General features: G+C 48.8%; 18 protein-coding genes. 9 read left to right on the top strand and 9 right to left on the bottom strand.

The window, feature by feature from the left end:
• The first annotated feature begins 356 nt into the window (after positions 1-356).
• The 5 genes from HR45_RS19455 (at position 357) to HR45_RS14015 (ending at position 5,922) form a co-directional block, all read left to right on the top strand.
• A complete protein-coding gene (locus HR45_RS19455) occupies positions 357-533 on the top strand; it encodes a hypothetical protein (RefSeq protein ID WP_156104078.1) in 177 nt (58 codons plus the stop codon).
• Positions 534-547: 14 nt separating this feature from the next.
• A complete protein-coding gene (putP, locus tag HR45_RS14030) occupies positions 548-2,041 on the top strand; it encodes a sodium/proline symporter PutP (RefSeq protein ID WP_037444079.1) in 1,494 nt (497 codons plus the stop codon).
• Positions 2,042-2,113: 72 nt separating this feature from the next.
• Positions 2,114-3,265, top strand: a complete 1,152-nt coding sequence (proB, locus tag HR45_RS14025; protein WP_052074751.1) for a glutamate 5-kinase — start codon at positions 2,114-2,116, stop codon at positions 3,263-3,265.
• Positions 3,262-4,509, top strand: coding sequence for a glutamate-5-semialdehyde dehydrogenase (locus HR45_RS14020; protein ID WP_037444076.1), 1,248 nt, complete (start codon positions 3,262-3,264; stop codon positions 4,507-4,509). Before proB ends, HR45_RS14020 begins: the two co-directional genes overlap by 4 nt.
• Positions 4,510-4,818: 309 nt before the next feature.
• Positions 4,819-5,922 (top strand): phosphoribosylaminoimidazolesuccinocarboxamide synthase, encoded by a 1,104-nt coding sequence (locus HR45_RS14015; protein ID WP_037444074.1) that lies wholly within the window; start codon positions 4,819-4,821, stop codon positions 5,920-5,922.
• Between the two features lie 17 nt (positions 5,923-5,939).
• Here the strand turns inward: HR45_RS14015 and HR45_RS14010 are convergent, their stop codons facing one another.
• From HR45_RS14010 to HR45_RS14000, 3 genes are all read right to left on the bottom strand, one after another.
• Positions 5,940-6,503, bottom strand: coding sequence for a hypothetical protein (locus tag HR45_RS14010; protein WP_037444071.1), 564 nt, complete (start codon positions 6,501-6,503; stop codon positions 5,940-5,942).
• 102 nt (positions 6,504-6,605) lie between these two features.
• Positions 6,606-7,712 (bottom strand): adenosylhomocysteinase, encoded by a 1,107-nt coding sequence (locus HR45_RS14005; protein WP_037444068.1) that lies wholly within the window; start codon positions 7,710-7,712, stop codon positions 6,606-6,608.
• Between the two features lie 99 nt (positions 7,713-7,811).
• A complete protein-coding gene (locus HR45_RS14000; protein WP_037444066.1) occupies positions 7,812-8,417 on the bottom strand; it encodes a glutathione S-transferase family protein in 606 nt (201 codons plus the stop codon).
• A 185-nt stretch (positions 8,418-8,602) separates the two neighbouring features.
• On the opposite strand from HR45_RS14000, the gene HR45_RS13995 reads away from it, so the two are divergent.
• Positions 8,603-9,160: a sugar O-acetyltransferase gene (locus HR45_RS13995; protein WP_037444064.1), complete on the top strand. Its 558-nt coding sequence runs from the start codon at positions 8,603-8,605 to the stop codon at positions 9,158-9,160.
• Between the two features lie 180 nt (positions 9,161-9,340).
• On the opposite strand, the gene HR45_RS13990 is transcribed toward HR45_RS13995, so the two are convergent.
• Positions 9,341-9,697, bottom strand: coding sequence for a RidA family protein (locus HR45_RS13990; protein ID WP_037444062.1), 357 nt, complete (start codon positions 9,695-9,697; stop codon positions 9,341-9,343).
• Between the two features lie 210 nt (positions 9,698-9,907).
• Here HR45_RS13990 and HR45_RS13985 point away from each other — a divergent pair, with 210 nt between their 5' ends.
• Positions 9,908-10,546: a histidine phosphatase family protein gene (locus HR45_RS13985; protein ID WP_037444060.1), complete on the top strand. Its 639-nt coding sequence runs from the start codon at positions 9,908-9,910 to the stop codon at positions 10,544-10,546.
• On the opposite strand, the gene HR45_RS13980 is transcribed toward HR45_RS13985, so the two are convergent.
• Together HR45_RS13980 and HR45_RS13975 are read right to left on the bottom strand one after the other, a co-directional pair.
• Positions 10,476-10,766: a hypothetical protein gene (locus HR45_RS13980; RefSeq protein ID WP_037444058.1), complete on the bottom strand. Its 291-nt coding sequence runs from the start codon at positions 10,764-10,766 to the stop codon at positions 10,476-10,478. The genes HR45_RS13985 and HR45_RS13980 overlap by 71 nt on opposite strands.
• A 9-nt stretch (positions 10,767-10,775) precedes the next feature.
• A complete protein-coding gene (locus tag HR45_RS13975; RefSeq protein ID WP_052074750.1) occupies positions 10,776-11,717 on the bottom strand; it encodes a GGDEF domain-containing protein in 942 nt (313 codons plus the stop codon).
• Positions 11,718-12,082: 365 nt separating this feature from the next.
• On the opposite strand from HR45_RS13975, the gene HR45_RS13970 reads away from it, so the two are divergent.
• A complete protein-coding gene (locus HR45_RS13970; protein ID WP_037444057.1) occupies positions 12,083-13,174 on the top strand; it encodes an HD domain-containing phosphohydrolase in 1,092 nt (363 codons plus the stop codon).
• Positions 13,175-13,223: 49 nt separating this feature from the next.
• Here the strand turns inward: HR45_RS13970 and HR45_RS13965 are convergent, their stop codons facing one another.
• Together HR45_RS13965 and HR45_RS13960 are read right to left on the bottom strand one after the other, a co-directional pair.
• Positions 13,224-13,619: a DP-EP family protein gene (locus HR45_RS13965; protein ID WP_052074749.1), complete on the bottom strand. Its 396-nt coding sequence runs from the start codon at positions 13,617-13,619 to the stop codon at positions 13,224-13,226.
• Positions 13,620-13,634: 15 nt separating this feature from the next.
• Entirely contained in the window at positions 13,635-16,799 is a 3,165-nt protein-coding gene (locus HR45_RS13960; protein ID WP_052074748.1) for an nSTAND1 domain-containing NTPase, read from the bottom strand.
• 211 nt (positions 16,800-17,010) lie between these two features.
• On the opposite strand from HR45_RS13960, the gene HR45_RS13955 reads away from it, so the two are divergent.
• The gene (locus HR45_RS13955) at positions 17,011-17,391 is read left to right on the top strand and encodes a gamma-butyrobetaine hydroxylase family protein (RefSeq protein ID WP_037444055.1); all 381 of its coding nucleotides are present in this window, start codon (positions 17,011-17,013) and stop codon (positions 17,389-17,391) included.
• 11 nt (positions 17,392-17,402) lie between these two features.
• Here the strand turns inward: HR45_RS13955 and HR45_RS13950 are convergent, their stop codons facing one another.
• Positions 17,403-18,497, bottom strand: coding sequence for an MJ1255/VC2487 family glycosyltransferase (locus HR45_RS13950; RefSeq protein WP_052074747.1), 1,095 nt, complete (start codon positions 18,495-18,497; stop codon positions 17,403-17,405).
• Positions 18,498-18,499: the final 2 nt, after the last annotated feature.

Raw genomic sequence — 18,499 nt, 5'->3', positions numbered from 1 at the left:
GTCAGACAGGCTGAAAATATGATCACAAAAAATTAGTTTGCATTCGAAATTAATTTGTCACATTAGCACGCTATATTGCAGATAATTTGCACAGATATCACGGCTTAATCTTGCCGCAGACAGCCTAGTCTCGACATTAATCGCGGTAAAGAGAATACATTTAATCAACTGTTTTTATTTAATTTTATATATAAATGATGAATTTATGTGTTAAATGAAAGTTGATATATCAGATTGAATAATGAATAATAGCGCCTCACCAAAATCATTCGAACACTAATTATTTTGTTTAATTAGCCTTCAAATGATTTTGCTTTTAAGCCATCTAACTGACGACTTAATCAGGAGAATCAGTGATGAATGCCAACAATTGTCAGGAGTCTGACAGTCATTCTATCCACCCGCAAAACCACACCTCTATTCAAGAACGCCTGAAGTACCTGCTACAACTTAGCTGCTTCTGGTTAGTGCTAGGGACTTATCTCTTCCCCTTCTGCAAACAAAAGATTAGCCAAGCTTTCAATCCACAATAACAGGCAAAAACAACATGGATTATTCAACCTATATTGCATTGGCCATCTACTTTCTGGTCATGCTGGCGATAGGTCTGTTTGCCTATCGCAATTCTACCGACGATATTTCCGGTTATATTTTGGGCGGCCGTAATGTCAGTCCGCAGGTCACAGCGCTTTCCGCGGGAGCCTCAGATATGAGTGGCTGGATGCTGATGGGCTTGCCCGGCGCGATGTTTGTGCAAGGATACAGCACTATCTGGATCGCCATAGGTCTGGTACTCGGTGCGCTATTTAACTATCTGCTGGTAGCGCCACGTTTGCGTGTTTACACCGTTGAAGCAGACGATGCGCTGACACTACCTGACTTTTTCAGCAAACGTTTCGGGCTGGAAAATGGCGCGGTTCGCATGATTTCTGCGGCAGTGATCATTCTGTTCTTCACCCTCTACACCTCTTCTGGTTTAGTGGCGGGTGGTAAGCTGTTTGAAACCGCTTTTGGCCTGAATTACCAATTGGGTTTGATTGTGACCGTCGGGGTCGTGGTGGCCTATACGCTGCTCGGTGGATTCTTGGCAGTGAGCATGACTGACTTTGTGCAGGGCTGCATCATGTTTGTCGCGCTGATTTTAGTGCCCTATGTCGCCTATACCCAGTTTGATGGTACCGCCGATCTGATGAATAACGCCGGCAGTACCATTAGCTCCTTTTCTCATTTAGGCAGCATCGGCTTTGTCGCCATTATCTCCAGTCTTGCCTGGGGTTTGGGTTACTTTGGTCAGCCTCACATCATCGTACGCTTTATGGCGATCCGCTCAGTTAAAGAAATCAAGGTGGCACGTAACATCGGTATGAGCTGGATGTTAGTCACCATCATTGGTGCCTTAGCAACCGGTCTCGTCGGCGTGGCATACGTGCACAAATTTGGGCTGGAACTTAAAGATCCTGAAACCATCTTTATTGTGTTCTCACAAATATTGTTCCACCCGCTGATCACCGGTTTCTTACTGGCCGCCATTTTGGCCGCGGTGATGAGTACCATTTCCAGCCAGTTGTTGGTGTCCTCCAGCTCGCTGACTGAAGATGTGTATCGGGCGGTATTTAACAAAGATATCGACGATAAAAAGTTGGTGAATATTGGTCGCTTAGGTGTGTTTGCGGTGGCAGCAGTGGCGACATTACTGGCGCTTGACCGCTCTACCAGTATTTTGGATTTGGTGAGTAATGCCTGGGCAGGATTTGGTGCCGCCTTTGGTCCTTTGGTGCTGCTGTCGTTGTTCTGGCACCGCATGAACCATAGCTCAGCCATTGCTGGCATTGTCTCTGGCGCGGCCACGGTATTGTTCTGGATCTACGCGCCAGTGCTACCAGATGGCAAGACTCTGTCGAGCGTCATCTACGAGATCATACCCGGCTTTATCGTCAGTACCGTCACAATTGTAGCGGTAAGCCATTTCGGTCGTGATCCTTCAAAAGACGTCCAACAGACGTTCCACGACACCAAAGAGAAATTGCAAGAAGCACTCTAATTCTCAATTCGGGGCGGAGTCGCCGCCCCAATTTCATCCCCATCTTAATCGAAAAAAGGCATATAAAACGTTATGAACACGCAAGCTAGACAACGTATTGTGCTGAAGGTCGGCAGTGCATTGATTGCACCAGATCGTCAGGGCTGCAGTTCTCGTTATCTTCTCTCTATTGCTCAATTTATCGTACGTTGCCGTGCGCAAGGCATTCAGGTCATTCTGGTGTCTTCCGGCTCTATTGCCGCTGGCGCGCATCGTTTTCCCCTTCAAGCAAAAGAGGACGCCACCACGGATCCCAAGGCGCAGATTGCGTTGAAAAAAGCCATGGCCGCAGCAGGTCAAACCGAAATGATGGCGACCTGGGATAAGTTCTTCGACTTTCCGACGGCGCAGGTGTTGTTGACCCACGCCGATCTGCGCGATCGCGAACGCTATCTGAGTATTCGCGACACCCTATCCACCCTGCTGGATCACGACATTCTGCCGATTGTGAACGAGAACGACACCGTCACAACCGACAAACTCAAAGTCGGTGACAACGATAACTTATCAGCCATGGTGGCGGCCGCAGCCGACGCTCGCAGCTTAGTGATCTGCTCAGATATCGACGGTTTGTTTGACAGCAACCCGCATCTCAATCCAAATGCCAAGCTGATCCCCGAGGTCAAACACATTGATGGCAGTATCTACGCCATGGCGGGTGGCAGCCACAGCGACGTCGGCACTGGCGGCATGACCACCAAAATCCAAGCCGCAGAAAAAGCGGTATCGCATGGTATCGATACCTATATCGTCAACGGTTTTGAGGAAGATACCTTTAACGATCTGTTGTCCGGCAAAAATCCCGGCACCCTGTTCCGTGGTTCAGACAGTCCAATGCTGGAGCGCCTACACTGGTTTACCCACACCGTACGCGCAGAGGGTGAAGTGATTGTGGCACCGGAAGAGGCAGTGCACAGCGCTGAAGACTGCGTCAACATCACCAGTGGTGAAGTCTTAGACGTCAAAGGCACCTTCTCAGAAGGCGATACCATTGTGCTGCGCAGTGACGACGGTACACGTTTGGCTAAAGCGCGCAGCAATTACAGCAGTCGCCTACTAAAATTTATCGCTAAGCAGGATGATTCCAAGCTGATTGACAGCTTCACCCATGACCGCGGCCTAGTCGCCGCGCAGGATATCGCCCTGCTCTCCCCCGAAGCTCAACCGCTGGAGGAAAAATCATGAGTTTGATTACCGAATTAGCAAAAAATGCCCATGTCGCAGCCCGTACGTTGGCGGCATTAGATACCCAACAGAAAAACCAAGTATTGCAGGCAATGAGCGCCGCGCTGCGCGCCAACGTCGACAGCGTCCTCGCTGCCAACGAGCATGATCTGGCCCACGCACGTCAAGCCGGATTGACCGATGCAATGATCGATCGTCTGACGCTGACGCCAGAACGCGTAGAAGCGATGGCGCAAGGTATCGATACTATTGTGGAGCTGGACGATCCGGTCGGTAAACGCCGCGAATTGTGTGTCCGTCCTAACGGCATCAAGGTCAGCAAACTGAGTGTGCCACTGGGTGTGGTGTGCATGATTTACGAAGCACGTCCGAACGTGACCGCAGATGCTGGCGCGCTGTGCTTTAAATCCGGAAACGCAGTAATTTTGCGTGGCGGTAAAGAAGCGCTTGGGAGTAGCTTGGCGATTGCTGAAATCCTGCAGCAAGTTTTACAGCTATTTAAACTGCCTAAAGCCCTAATCACGGTAGTACCCGACCCCGATCGCGCCTTGATGTTAGAGCTGCTACAGCAACGAGATTACGTCGATTTGGTCATTCCCCGCGGCGGAGAAGGCTTGATCAACTTTGTGAGTGATAACAGTAAAATCCCGGTCATTCAGCACTTTAAAGGCGTATGTCACCTCTATGTGGATAAAGCCGCCGACGTTGAAAAAGCGTTGAATCTGCTGCTTAACGGTAAGACTCAACGCACTGGCGTATGTAACGCGCTCGAAGGGCTTATCGTGCACAAAGAAATTGCTAGCACTTGGCTGCCAATTGCGGCACAAGCGTTAGAAGATAAAGGGGTGCGTATCAATGCTGACCGCCGCAGCGCTGGCTATTTTGACGGCGCGTCTTTGATAGAAGATCATGAATTTGGTCAGGAATATCTGCGCCTTGAGCTTGCAGTGAAGATGGTCGATTCGCTCGACGATGCGATGGATCATATCGCCAAGTTTGGCAGTCATCATACCGAAGTGATCTGCAGTGAAGACAAACAAGCGTGTAGCCGTTTCCAACGCGAAGTGGACGCTTCAGTGGTGATGGCCAACGCTTCATCACGTTTTAGTGACGGTGGCGAACTCGGCCTTGGCGCTGAAATAGGTATCGCTACCACTAAACTGCACGCCTATGGCCCAATGGGGCTAGAGTCGCTCACCACCGAGAAATATCTGGTTAATGGTCACGGTCAGGTGCGTGAATAACCGCTGATAGTTAAGCCGCCTCACCTTTGCTGCAGCAAGCAAGATTACCGTTTGCTGCAGCGAACCCAGTGTTGTGATCCTTGCGCGATCTGCCGCATGGTAAATTAGCGTAACTGAGGTAGAATATGCGCCATTCATTCTGTGAAAGGCCGCTACCGTGACGCTGTTTGCTCTGCATACTTGCTGCGCTGATCTCTGCTCCAACGTCGCTGCTGCCCGCTCACATTTGCCAGCAACGCATTCATACCATAATTCCCATAGCGTTCGCTGGATAACTCTCAACCCTACAAAGTCTGAGGAATACTCGTCATGAGTCTTGCTGATTCCGTTCTGGCAGTGAACAACGATCTGCCAATCCGCACCGACAAACCTGTACACAGCGGTAAAGTTCGCAGCGTTTATTGGCTTACCGAAGCCGATAGCGCCCGTTTGATTGCCGAGCGCGGATACGATGTCCCGGCCGATACACCGCTGGCGATCATGGTGATCAGCGACCGTATCTCAGCCTTTGACTGCATTTTCCACGGTGAAGAAGGCCTGCAAGGTATTCCTGGCAAAGGCGCGGCACTGAACGCTATCAGTAACCATTGGTTCCAACTGTTTAAAGACAATGGACTGGCCGACAGCCATATTCTGGAAATTCCGCATCCGTTTGTGTGGATTGTGCAGAAAGCGCGTCCGCTCAAAGTGGAAGCGATTATTCGTTCCTATATCACAGGTTCTATGTGGCGAGCGTATGCTAAGGGCGAACGCGAATTCTGCGGCATCACCCTGCCAGAAGGCTTGCAGAAAGATCAAAAGCTGCCTGAGCTACTGATCACCCCGTCAACCAAAGGCATTTTGACGGGGATTCCCGGCGTACCTGAGCAAGATGATGTCAACATTAGCCGCGCCGACTTAGAAGCGAACTGGCAAGCATTTGGTTTTGAAAAACCAGCAGATATCGACCTTTATGAAAAGCTGCTCAAAGAAGGCTTTGGCGTGATTTCCAAAGCGCTGGCAGATATTGACCAAGTGTTTGTCGATACCAAATTTGAGTTTGGTTATGTCACCGATCGCAACGGTAACTCTAAGCTGATCTATATGGATGAAGTGGGCACGCCTGATTCGTCACGTATTTGGGATGGCGCCGCCTACCGAGAAGGCAAGATCGTCGAGAATTCCAAAGAAGGTTTCCGTCAATTCCTGCTGAATTTCTTCCCTGAGCCGGAAATCATGCTGGATAAAAACCGCATGCCAGAGCGCGAAGCGTTAGCGCGTGATACTGCGCTGCCACTGAGCGCCATGATGGACGTATCTAAAACCTATACCGGTGTGGCTGAAAAAGTGACGGGGCGTAAGGTTGAACTGTCTGCCAACCCCAAAGCAGAAATTATCGAGATCCTCAAAAACCAATATGGTCTGGTGGACTAAGCTATCGCTAAGCGGCATTAATGAAAGGCACTGACAGGTGCCTTTTTTGTGCCTGCGTCTGCACAACTGCCGTTATCCAGTTGCGTAAATTCAGGCGCCAACATCAACCACGCTTTCGGTGGGGCACCGATTCTAAAATAAGCTGCACTCACCTCTGCCTTCGCTGGCATATGTGGTAATGGTAACCGCTGCATATCGCTAAAGATGGCAGACGCTTGTGTCATCTGTTGTGCGACGCTACAGGCATCATCGACCGCACGGCTCTTGAGGCTGATAATGCGTTGTTGTTTATCAAAAATCACGTCAATAGCGCCGTCATCCATCATAAAACGCGCATTTGCCACGCCACACAAAGCATATTTGGACGGTTTACTGGGGACTAACTGGCCAGCGCTTTGCGCCTCTTGCAACTGCATACCGAGATATAACGGGCCCATGCCGACTTTGTCCGCCATCTGCCACAATAACTCCATGCGACCACAAAGCGGGGGCTCTTGCTCCAGTACCTTGTCTTGTTCACTTTGCGCAGCTGGCACCAGTAACAGGCCTAATAACCAGATGATAAGCGAATAAACTTTCATGGCACCTCCGAAAAGAAAAACGGGCAGTATCGTTAAATACTGCCCGTTTTCAGTGTTAGCTGCCAACCTTTTTACATTGCAAAACAATGTAGTGGCGAAGACTTACAGCGCTTTCATCCATGCGCTTTCAGGTAACAAATACAGACCATTTTCATGGCCAGCACCTTCACCGACAATGTGGCCAATACCAGATGCCATGACCGCCAAGGTCACATCAAAGGCATTCAAGCTGTCGCCATAACCCGCGGTGAGGTTAAACATAGAACCGTCAGCCAGTAGGTATAGAGTTTTGTCAGCCAGTGTATATGCATCAACATATGGCATCGGCAGGCTGTGGCTAGCATTGGCTTTCAAGTAAGGTACATCAATCTCTTGCGAGACATGGCCTACGTTGAGAATAAATGCGCCATCTTTCATATTATCCAGATGCTGGGCACTCAACACGCCATAAGCACCAGTAGCAGTGGCTATCACGTCCGCATGTTTTACCGCTTCAGCCAGATCGACTACCGGCCAACCATCGTACTTAGCTTGCAAGGCACGCGCAGGATTTAGCTCGGCGATTTCTACTTGGCCGCCATACGCTTTGGCCGATGCCGCCACGCCTTGGCCGACTAAGCCGTAGCCGATCACTATGACTTTTTTCTCATGCAGCGTCAGGTGCGTGGTTTGGAAGAAGGTGTGCCATGCCGTCAGACCCACCATATGGCGGTTGTGCAAGCCTTCTTTCACTGGCAGGTCATCCCAGTTGAAGATAGGGTAGCGAGGTTCAACGCCACCGAGACGGTTAATACCAGAACCGGTTGCTTCCAGACCTGCGATGATGTTCGGGCCGGTTTCGCTCTGATGCAAACGGGTGGTCAAATCCGCGCCCATCTCACACAAGTGAGTCGGGTTCCACGCCAGCGCTTTATCAAAAGAATCAGACCAGTCGGCGTCACTCATATCACGCCATGCGTGGGCTTTGGCACCCTTTTCAACCAAGTAAGCCACAACATCATCCTGCACGGTTGTTGGGTTGCAGGTGGTTAAGAATACTTCCGCGCCTTTATCAAGCAGGCCTGCCACAAGCGGTGCCATTTTTAAATCGAGATGCATATTGCAAGCGAGTTTAATGCCAGTTAAATCAGGCAGCGCTGCCACAGCAGCGCGAGTACGTGGCATATGCAGAGTGGCCCAAGCCAACTCAGCGGCGAAATCTTGATACATTGATCAGGCTCCAACAACTTTAAAGGCGGCTATTCTACCGTTTTTGGGTACCAAGTTAAGCCCACAATCGCCCTTAACAACTATTGAAACCCAATCCGCTTATCCCATCGCCACAAATCCGGCTTGTTGGCGCATTAGACTTAACCATTTTTGGATGGCGGGATAATGGGTTAACGAAAATCCGCCTTCATCTGCCACATGAGTATAGGCAAACAGACTGATGTCAGCCGTGGTCAATTGTTCCCCGACTAAAAACGGCGTTTGGCTGAGTTGCTGTTCCATCACTTTTAGCGCCTTGTTACCGCCCGCTTGTTTGGCATCATATTCAGCGCGCCGCTCTTCAGGCAAACCGAGATACTTGGCGATAAAGCGCGCTACGGCGATATAAGGCTCGTGGCTGTATTGCTCAAAAAATTGCCACTGCTGGACTTTAGCTTGCTCAAAAGCATTCTGCGGTAACAGCGCAGAACCAGCAGCTAAATAGTTAATGATGGCGTTGGACTCAGACAGTGTTTGACCGTTCTGCAACGCCAGCAAGGGAATTTTACCGTTAGGATTTTTGGCAAGAAATGCGTCAGTGCGAGTATCTCCCGCCAGAATATCCACCTCAACCCAGTCATAGTCGAGGCCCAACAAAGCACATAGCAATTGAATTTTGTAACAGTTACCCGATTGGCTATCACCATAAATTGTCCACTGTGCCATGCGTTTTACTCCTAATTTCCGATTAAATTGGGCTTAACAGCATCATCGTGGGCTTTGGTAGCCGAGGCAAGTAAATCCATTACGCGATCGGCCACAAACTTCCACATGCACAAAGTGCACTTTTATTTTTAGTAAGCAAGCCGCTAAGATGCTGACAGATATTTGAGACTTTAAGGTGGTAACAGATGGAACGAGCTTTTGATGCCATGGTGGCGGGTCGCCCCTACTGCATTAACGACGCCGAACTGGTGGAGATCCGCTATCAAACCCGCGATCGCGTCGATGCCTTTAATGGGTTAAGCGCACGACAAGTGGCGGAAAAGACCCAGCTGATACAGCAGATTTTTGGCGAAGTGGGCGAAGATGTGCATATCGAAAAGCCGATACGGATCGATTACGGCTGCAACACCAAGCTCGGCAGTCACGTGTTTATCAACTTCAATCTAACGGTACTTGATCCGGGCCTAGTGACCATTGGCAACCATGTGTTTATTGGGCCGAATGTTTGTTTCTATACTGCACTGCATCCGCTGGATATTGCTGAGCGCGATAGTCACACTGGCACGACCTTGCCGATTACCATTGGGAATCATGTGTGGATTGCCGGTGATGTCAAAATTTTACCGGGTGTGACCATTGGCGATGGTGCCGTTGTCGGCGCAGGTAGCGTGGTCACCAAAGATATTCCGGCAGGCATGCTAGCAGTGGGCAATCCCGCCAAAGTGATCCGCAAGGCAGAGTAGCCGTCAGCAAAAACAACAAAGGCAAACATCCGTTTGCCTTTGTTTTATCTGCAGTGTAAACGCCGTCGTTAGTGTGCGCTTAGCGGCGACAAAAATAGCGCCTTGGTCGGCACTCTTTTCTCAAACCTGTTATCGGTAAACAGCACGTTGAGGCAGAAGCTTATCCCCGAGTTGCCACAATCAATTAGGGCCTGCCGCAGCAACAAAGGCCATTTCGACTAAATAGGCGGGATCGGCCAATTCGGCTTTGATACAAACCCGGCTTGGCGCACAACCTTCAGGAAACCATGCATCCCAAATCTCATTTAGCGCGGCTGCATTAGCAAAGTCGGTCAGATAGATAGTCACCGATAACACCCGGCTGCGATCACTCTCAATCATCGTCAGCTTTTGTTCGGCCTGTGCCATCACAGCTTGTACTTGGCAGCGAATATCGCCCAGCGGCTCACATTCCGGAACTTCGACAAAATGGGCAATGCCGTTATAAAGGGTGACGTCAGACCAACGTTTGGTCGGGTTAATACGATTAATAGGCATAGTGGTTCCTGTCATTTCCAACAAAGTGCGTCACTATAGCAAATCTCGGCTTAACAGACGCTGCCCGCAATATTGTCAGCCTTTCAGCGCCTTAGTTCCGCAAAGCTGAATAGCGGCTGAGCAAACTATCATACAATTGCCTATTACTACTTGACCCTGCCGCTTAGCTCGGGGCAGTATACCTGCTTAATCAATTTCCGAAGGAAGCTTATGCCCGCTGAACTCTATATCCTGCGGCACGGCCAAACTGACTTTAATGCCGAACGCCGTTTGCAGGGACAATGCAATTCGCCGCTCACGGCATTAGGACAACGTCAGGCTTATGCCATGGGACGCGCGCTAGCGCGACAGCTCGGCGAGCAAAAACAGCAATGGCAATTCGTCAGTAGTCCGCTCGGTCGTACCCGCCAAACCAGTGCTTTGGTATGTCACGGCATGGGGATAACCACCGAGCCGGTGCAGTATGATGCGCGCGTGCAAGAAGTGGGTCTCGGTGACTGGGAGCATTGCCAGATAGAACAACTCCTGCTGGACAATCCCCAATTTAAAGCGCGTAACGACTGGTATTTAGAAGCACCGCAAGGTGAGCGCTTACCGCAAGTTCAAGCGCGCTTGCGCCAATGGCTCGAAGATCTAGGCGAACAGAAGGCGATTGTGGTCAGTCATGGTTTAACCGGTATGATCTTACGCGCCATGCTGATGAATCTCAGCTACGAACAGATTTGGCTGCAAGAGCGCCCTCAGGATGCTTTATTCCATTATCACAATGGTACGCTAACTAAGATTGCGGTTGACCCGCTTGATCTGCAAGGTGCTCCAGAATTGTCAGCGCTTTCAGCAAGCGCGTAAGATAACTGCGCACATCTAAATCCATTATTTGCGTCACACCATCTTTCAGACGCGACAGATCACTAAACAGCTGCTGGCCAATATCGTGGCATTGATAACCTTTCCACACCGCCAGCGCTGCTTCTTCAGGCGTATTGTCGTAACGAAAGCGCTGCAATGATACGAACACTGCAATACGTTGTTCGGCGCCACGCGCCTTGTTCACTAATTGCCAATCCATAACTGCCTCCTACAGCGAAAAATTAATACGGTCTCGGCCTTCCATTTTGGCGCGATACATGGCGGTATCAGCTGCAAACAATAACGCTTCAGCACTACGAAACTGACCCTGAATCTCGGTCGCAATCCCCTGACTAACGCTTACCGCGCTATCGACACCGTGCATTTTCATGCACAGCTCACTAATGTAATTGCGAATCGAGCCGGCAACTTTCTGCGCTGTTGATGCACTAGTCGCTGGCAAAATCACCGCAAACTCCTCGCCACCGTATCGGGCCGCTAAACAGGAATCATCAGGCACTGAGTTAGCAATCGCTTCGGCAATAAGCTGCAAACAATGGTCACCACGAATATGGCCATAACGGTCATTAAACTGCTTGAAGTAGTCCACATCGATAACAATCACGCTGATTGGATAATGCTGCTTAGTGCAGTTCTGCCATGCGCTGGTAAGACGCTCATCAAAGGTTCGGCGGTTAGCTAAGCCAGTTAAGGGATCAGTTGCGGCCAGACGCGCCAGTTTTCGAAGTTCTGCTTTTTGTGTACGCAGGTCACGGAGATTCGCCAGCAAGTAACCCTCAGCAATTGGCATAAACGACAGCGAAACACTCAGTGGTAATCCTTCACCATTGGCGGCCAGCAATTCCACTTCTACAGCAGGTTGTACAAAAGGCGAATGATGGTCAGAATTTTCGAAACGATAAGCAAAGGTTTCCTTCCAGGGCGCTCGAATAATTGAATGTAAGTGTTCACTTTCAATCTGCACCGGAGCGTAACCTAATAACTCAATGGCGGCGTTATTGAGTTGCACAATCTCACCTTCCAGCGTGAGTAAAATGGCCGCATCCTGTAACTGCGATACCATCATCTGCAATAAATCTTGCTGATTTGCCGCATCAGGCAGTTCGTGGGGTTCGATCCGCGCATTTTTATTTGTGGAAGAGGCGTTCATGGCCAGTACTCCTGCAACATACAACGGCGAAAAGCCGTTTTTGATGTTGAGAGATTATCGCACTGCGGTGCAAGATACCTTTCGGCAACCTTACGTTTTATCTTTATGATTTTTAATGAATAAAACTTAAAAATTCGCCACAAAAAAATGCAAATCTTCTGTATTTTTAAAGCATTTCATCGATACCTACTCGTTTTTTGTACCAGTAACGGGTGCAAAAATATGGATATCGACCGTGGCCATTGGTCGCTGCGGAGCAAATGTAAATCACAACCTGTGGCGTAAATTTTATTTATACTGCCATGCAGAAGGTACATCTCATTGCCGCAACGGCGGCATGAGTAGAGTAAAAGGCAAGGAACGTAATGGACTACGAATTCGCCCAATGGCAAACCTATCTCTCCATAGATGCAGATACCATCACCACGTTGCAACAACACTATTGGGTGATTGAACAGCATATCGACCCGCTCATAGACCAACTGTACGACACCCTCACAACCTTTTCAGGCACTGCCTCGTTCTACGCCGATCCCGCCTCGATGCAACGAGCCAAACAGCATCAAAAACGCTATTGGCGAGAGTTTGTGTTTAAAGGTAATTTCGGACGCAGCTACTTAGATGCCAGCAAACGTATTGGTAAAACCCACCATAAAATCGGCGTAAACATGCGTTTTTACTCTGGCGCCTACAGCATCATGATGATCAATCTTGGCCGTATCGTACGCCACGCACTAGGGGACGACGCCGATGCTGAATTCAAATACCTCGCGGCACTCAATAAAGTGATTTTTATGGATATGGGGCTGACTACCTCAGTGTATTACGACTCGGTATCCGCCGATTTAGAGTCGCTGGCGATGCAACTCAATATTGCGTTGGCACGTGCTGGTGAATTTCGTGATAACGAAACCGGAAAACATATTCACAGAATGAGCCGCATGTGCTGCGAGCTCGCCAAATGTCTCGGCAAAGACAGTAACTGGTGCAATATGATTTTGATTGCCAGCCCGCTGCACGATGTTGGCAAAATTGGTGTGCCGGACAATGTATTGCTCAAGCCCGGAAAACTGAGTGAACAAGAATGGTCCTGTATGAAACAGCATCCACAAATTGGGGGTGAGATAGTGCCAGACAACGACACAGAAGTGATTCAGATGGCACGACGTATTGCGCTCACACACCATGAACGTTGGGATGGTACAGGTTATCCGGTTGGGCTTGCCGCTGAAGAGATCCCGTTAGAAGGCCGAATTGCCGCTATCTGCGATGTATTTGATGCGCTGCTATCCAACCGCCCTTACAAAAAGCCGTGGTCAGTAGAGGATGTGGTGGCTTATCTACAAGCTAATCGTGGTAGTCAATTCGATCCACAGCTGGTTGATGTGTTTATTGCCAACCTGTCGAGTATGTTAGCCATTCAGCAAGAATTTACTGATGAATTGGTGTCAGCTTGATTAGAATTGGACAGCCTTAGAGTTATCCAATATTGGCTGTCCAAATATTCTATTTTTTCTTATTAATTACCTGAGGATCAGGACTCATAAGTGTCAAATTATTTTCAGTGGTTTTCAATAGCAACTGAAAGTTGCTAGTTCCAGTATCAACACAGAGATCTTCCAGAACTAGTGTATCCCCATTATCACTAACGTAAACATTCTCAATAACACCATCAAATGGGGTCTTGAAACCAGCACCAACAAATTTTAGGCCGGCAGGTGAGAATTCGGTTTCAATCAACTTATAGAAAATAATAGAAGGACCAGTGATAGTAACCACGCGCTCTTCAGATGTTAATGGTTTGTCACTTCCTGGTGCATAATAATTGAATACAGGCACTGAATTTGAGTCAACAATTACCTTAACGTCAAAAGTATATGTATCCACTGTACTCTTAATCATTTACAACTCCTTTATTTATGAACATATATCATCAAATACTTCTCTGAAGTAGTTCACTTTAGACATGTGATTTTCATCTAGAAAATCTATGTTTTTATAACTACTCCCACATAAATCATTTACTTTGTCCATTCTCCCCATAACCCTATATGCTTTGACAATAACATATTGAGATTTAAGGCTAAGAATTTCATTTTTTTGTCCATTTTCAAAAAGCTTATTTTCTAAACCCTCTACTTCATAAACATCTGAAATTATTAAACCCCCACTATCAATATTAAAAATAAGTTTAGCAACAAATACTCTTAACTTATTAAATTGATAACTATCATCATCTTTTAATAAGGCCAACATTTTCAATAACGATATAATTTCATCGTAATCAAACTCTTTTCTAGACAAAGACTTTAAGTAGAGAAAATTACTTTTAATGCGTACATAGTCCTTTATCCATATCAAATTATTCTCATCCTGAGATAATTCACTTTCAACTTTAGCTAAGGCACTAGCTAGTGAATTATATGCCTTATCAATATCTCCTTTATACAAATAGCTATCAGCCATTCTTTCTTTAGCTGAAGATATTCGTTCTTGAATATACGCATTGTTAGTATATTCCTCTCTGTCAAAATCTTTTTCTATTGATTCCCATACTTTAATTGCTGTGTCTGAGTCGCCTTCAGCAACTAATGCACTTGCCAGCCAAGAACGGGCATCGGCTACATCCCCAATCAATGATTCATCATTAGGCGATGCGTTAAGCAAAGTTTCTTTTTGCGTTAATGATTGTTGAAAAAGCGCCTTAGCCCGCGAGAAATTCTTTAGATTAAACTGCACGGACCCGAGACTATTAAGCGCATAAGACAATTCAAGCTGCGCGTCTTTGTTAGTGGGGGCAATGATGTACATCTCTTGACTGTATCCAAGATAGCGATCAAAGTGCTCAGCCGTCGCTTGCCAGTTGGACTTATCGTACTCTAGCTGTCCTTGCCAGAAAGCATTAGCACCGAGTGATTTGAGTAACTCTAAGTTATGTGGCTGCTCTTGCAGTAATGGGACAAATTCTTGTTCGGCGGCGAGCAAGGCGCTTTTTGCTTCGTCATTTTTACCGCGGGAATAGGCAACCTCAGCGATAGCTTCTAGGGTTTGCCCATGTTGAAAGCGGCCATCAAAACCAAGCGTTTTATCTTGAGTGTTGCTTGAGGCAGTAAAATACTCCAACGCTTTATTGGAAATACCATCGAGTAAATCCATACGGCCAATGCTACGCAGTTTGTCGGCAAATTCGCCCACCATAAATCCCAGTAAATTTTCAGCATCGAGCCGTCGCGCCGTGGCCTGATGTTCAGCGTCAATACTGCGGGCACTCATCAGCACGGACACCAGAGTCAGCACCACCAGCGTGCTAATCGTGCCGCGCCGTAACCAAGCGCGATGTTTCGCTCGCTTTAACGACGCCTGCACAAATTGCTGTTCATCGTCATCCAGTGCCAACAAAGGATTTTGCATCAACTGCTGCGCGTCATGCAGCGGCTTACCTTCCTGTAACAGATAAGCGCTGGCGCGCGCTTCCATTAACCAACGACGAGCGCTATGAAATAAGCGCGCTTTTTGCGCCAGCATATCTTTATGCTTATTGATCCAGTCTCGTGCACGTGGCCAGCGCCGCAGCAAAGCTTCATGGGCGATATGAAAACCGGGCAGCCCTTGGTGCAACTGCGACACAAACAAACGCCGCTCCACCATCACTTCCACCAGAGCCCGCTCTTCAGGGCTGTGCAGCTGCTGCCAAATCGCGCTACGGCTGGTAATCGACTGTTCATCTTCACGTAAGGCGACCAACAGTGATAATACCCGCGGCAGCGCTTGACGTTCTGCCGCAGACAGCTGTTCGATGGCATCTTCCGCAGTGACACCAATCGCCCCTTCAAGTCCACCTAACTCGTGATAAACATTCAGGCGCATTTCACCCTGCTCACTGCGGCGTAAATAGAGCTGCTGCAACATGTATTGCAACATTGGTAGCGCATCGGGATTGCTTGCTGCATCACTACAGAGTATTTCGTCTAACGGCGTCGCTGTGCTGTTGTCCACTTGCCAACTTAAGCCCGCAGCAACGGCTGGCAGTCGGATCATCTGCAGTAACGCTTGTCGGCTTGGCGGGGTTAAATCGAAATGAGCGCCACGGCCTTTACCGGCGCGTAGACTCTCGTAACTCACCAGTTGTGGATAGAATTCGTTGCGGCAAGCGCTGAGCAGGAGCACCGCGCCGCTTGTCGCCAGACGTTCGATGAGCGCAACACCTTGCTGGCGCTGGCTATCGCTAAAAGCTGGGGATGACAACAACACCTCAAGTCGATCGACAAACAAGCCAAAACGTTGTGATTGCTCCCGTGCTGGTTGGCAGTACTGCTTTAGTTGAGCAATAACCGCGGCCATATCCTGCTCAAGTTTACCCGCCAGTGAGTCCGCACTTTCACCATCAAACACCGGCACATCATCTATTTCCCAGTCGAGCATAGTGGATGCCAATGCCAGCCATAAGGTTTCACCACTGACATCGGCCATATCTAACGCGGCATAAGACAACAGCTGCACGCCATATGCGCCCTGCTGCGTCATCAGGTTGGGAATAATCCCGGCATTGATTAACGACGATTTACCACTGCCGCTGGGACCAAGCACTAAGCAAAAATCACGGCCAAATTTGACCTGCTGCCCAATACGTTCCAGCAATAATTGGATCTGTTCACTGCGACCAAAAAACACCTTGGCATCGTCGGCGCTGTAGGCTCGCAGGCCGGGAAATGGTGACTCTCCTGACCACTCAGGTTCGGCCACCACATTTTCTTCACTGCCAATGGGAAAGCGCACCTCGGCCAGTGTGCGATAACCGCGCTTACGAATAGTTTCAATGTAAGTAGGAGACGTTGCACTGTCATCGAGTGCGCGGCGCAGCTGGGCAATAGTTTTGTGTAGCGGATTGTCACCGGTATCGATACCCGCCCAGCAGTGTTCGATTAATTCATCGCTACTCACTACCGCGCCGGCACGCTCACACAAATAACAGAGCACATCCATTGCTTTGGGTTCGAGTTGTCGTTTTTTACGTCCCTGTTGCAAGCTGTTGGCAGTTGGACTGACTTGCCAATCACCGAAAAAGAAAATGTGTTCTGCCATGAAACTGTCCTGCATGGTCGATAAGAAAACACGTGTCAAAAAATTTGGCGCGTCAAGGCATTATGTCAACAGCCAAGTAAAAGCTCCATAGTCAATATTTGATGGGTAATGTAAATCTAGGTAGCGGCAGTTAGCAGTGAATGGCAGGGGTTTTCTTTTGTGGCTGAACAGGCGATCATAGTGGCTTATCCGAGAGCTTCAGGACCCTTTTATGAGCAGCCATACCGTAACTAACCTTAAACTCAAGCGTAAATCCCGCCTGCTGGAAATCACCTTTGATGACGGTAGTACACACCAACTAAGCTGCGAGTTTTTACGGGTGAATTCACCTTCTGCCGAAGTGCAAGGCCATGGTAACCCCAAGTTGGTTACCCATAAGAAAAATGTCAACATCACCGCTATCGAGCCAGTTGGCAACTATGCCGTGAAGTTAGTCTTCGATGACGGCCACGACAGCGGTTTGTTTTCGTGGGATCTGCTATATAATTTCTGCGAACATCAACAAGAGCTGTGGGCGCAATACTTAGCCCGTTTACGCGCTGAAAAAGGCTCGCGTGAGCCGCTGATTTCGATGAATATCAGCTACAACTAAGCCGGTGTATGTTAACGCGCTGGTGAACGCATTATCGCTTCGCCAAGCGCGCGATTATCCCGCTTTGATGCCCAGCTATCCGGCAATACCACACGCTGCCACAACGCCTGACATAAGGCCTGTGGATCGTGCCACTCTTTCGCCAATAACCAGCGCACCAACATATCGCCCACATCGGGATAGCGGATTGGCTGCGGATTGCTGCTTTTCAGCCAGCGTTTAAGCGTTTCACCATCCAAGGTATGCATGTGCTCAGCAGCGGCCAACAGTTCCAATGCCGCCACGTTGGATAACTGCTCAAATTGCCCCATCAAAGGTTTCACTAGCAACTTTTTGCCGAGCGTCATCGCCTCGCTAGCAAGTTCAAAGCCTGCATTACCAATAACACCACTGCAGCGCCCCATCGCCCGTTTAAAGCCGTCACGATTGAAACCATGCCAGTGAATGTGCTCAGGCAGATGATACGGTGCTGGCGCAGCGTGATAGACATGAAATTGGCATTGTGCGAACGGCGCTAATAGATCAGCAATCTCAGGCGCGGCTTCAAACGGCAGGTACACCAGTATTTCATCGGCGTGGGTTTTCTCCTGATTATCCACTTCGACAAATGGCGGCAGAATGGGATAACCGAAATGGTGCCAATGACAGCCCAGCGCGAGATCGGCAGGCGCAAAGTTTTCCAACAACCAGTCATTAAACCAGCTATTACCGACTTTCGGCACCGGATAACGCAATGCCGCTTGATGGCTGATACTGATGCATTGCACCCCCTGACGACGTGCCGCCCAAGCGGTGATCGGCTCAAAGTCGTTCAACACTAAGTCATAGTCAGTCACATCAATACGACGAATATCGCGCCATAAACGTAGCAAGGAGTTTTCTTTGACCGTAGCAGCAACATTCACGCGGCCTTTGCGAGTGGCAAACGACAAGCCAGGCAACACGCGATAGTCACCAAACGGTTCCATATCAAAATATTTATCAGCAGCGCGGCCACTAAATAGATAATCGACCTCTACATTATGTTCAGCTAAAGCTCTGGCCATTACTCGTGCACGACTGAGGTGGCCATTTCCAGTCCCTTGGACGCCATAGAGAATTCGCATTA

It is taken from the genome of Shewanella mangrovi, from assembly GCF_000753795.1.
GTDB classification, from domain to species: Bacteria; Pseudomonadota; Gammaproteobacteria; order Enterobacterales; family Shewanellaceae; genus Shewanella; species Shewanella mangrovi.
The sequence above is the reverse complement of the archived record's forward strand: the minus strand, read 5'-3'. Positions and strand labels throughout refer to the sequence as shown.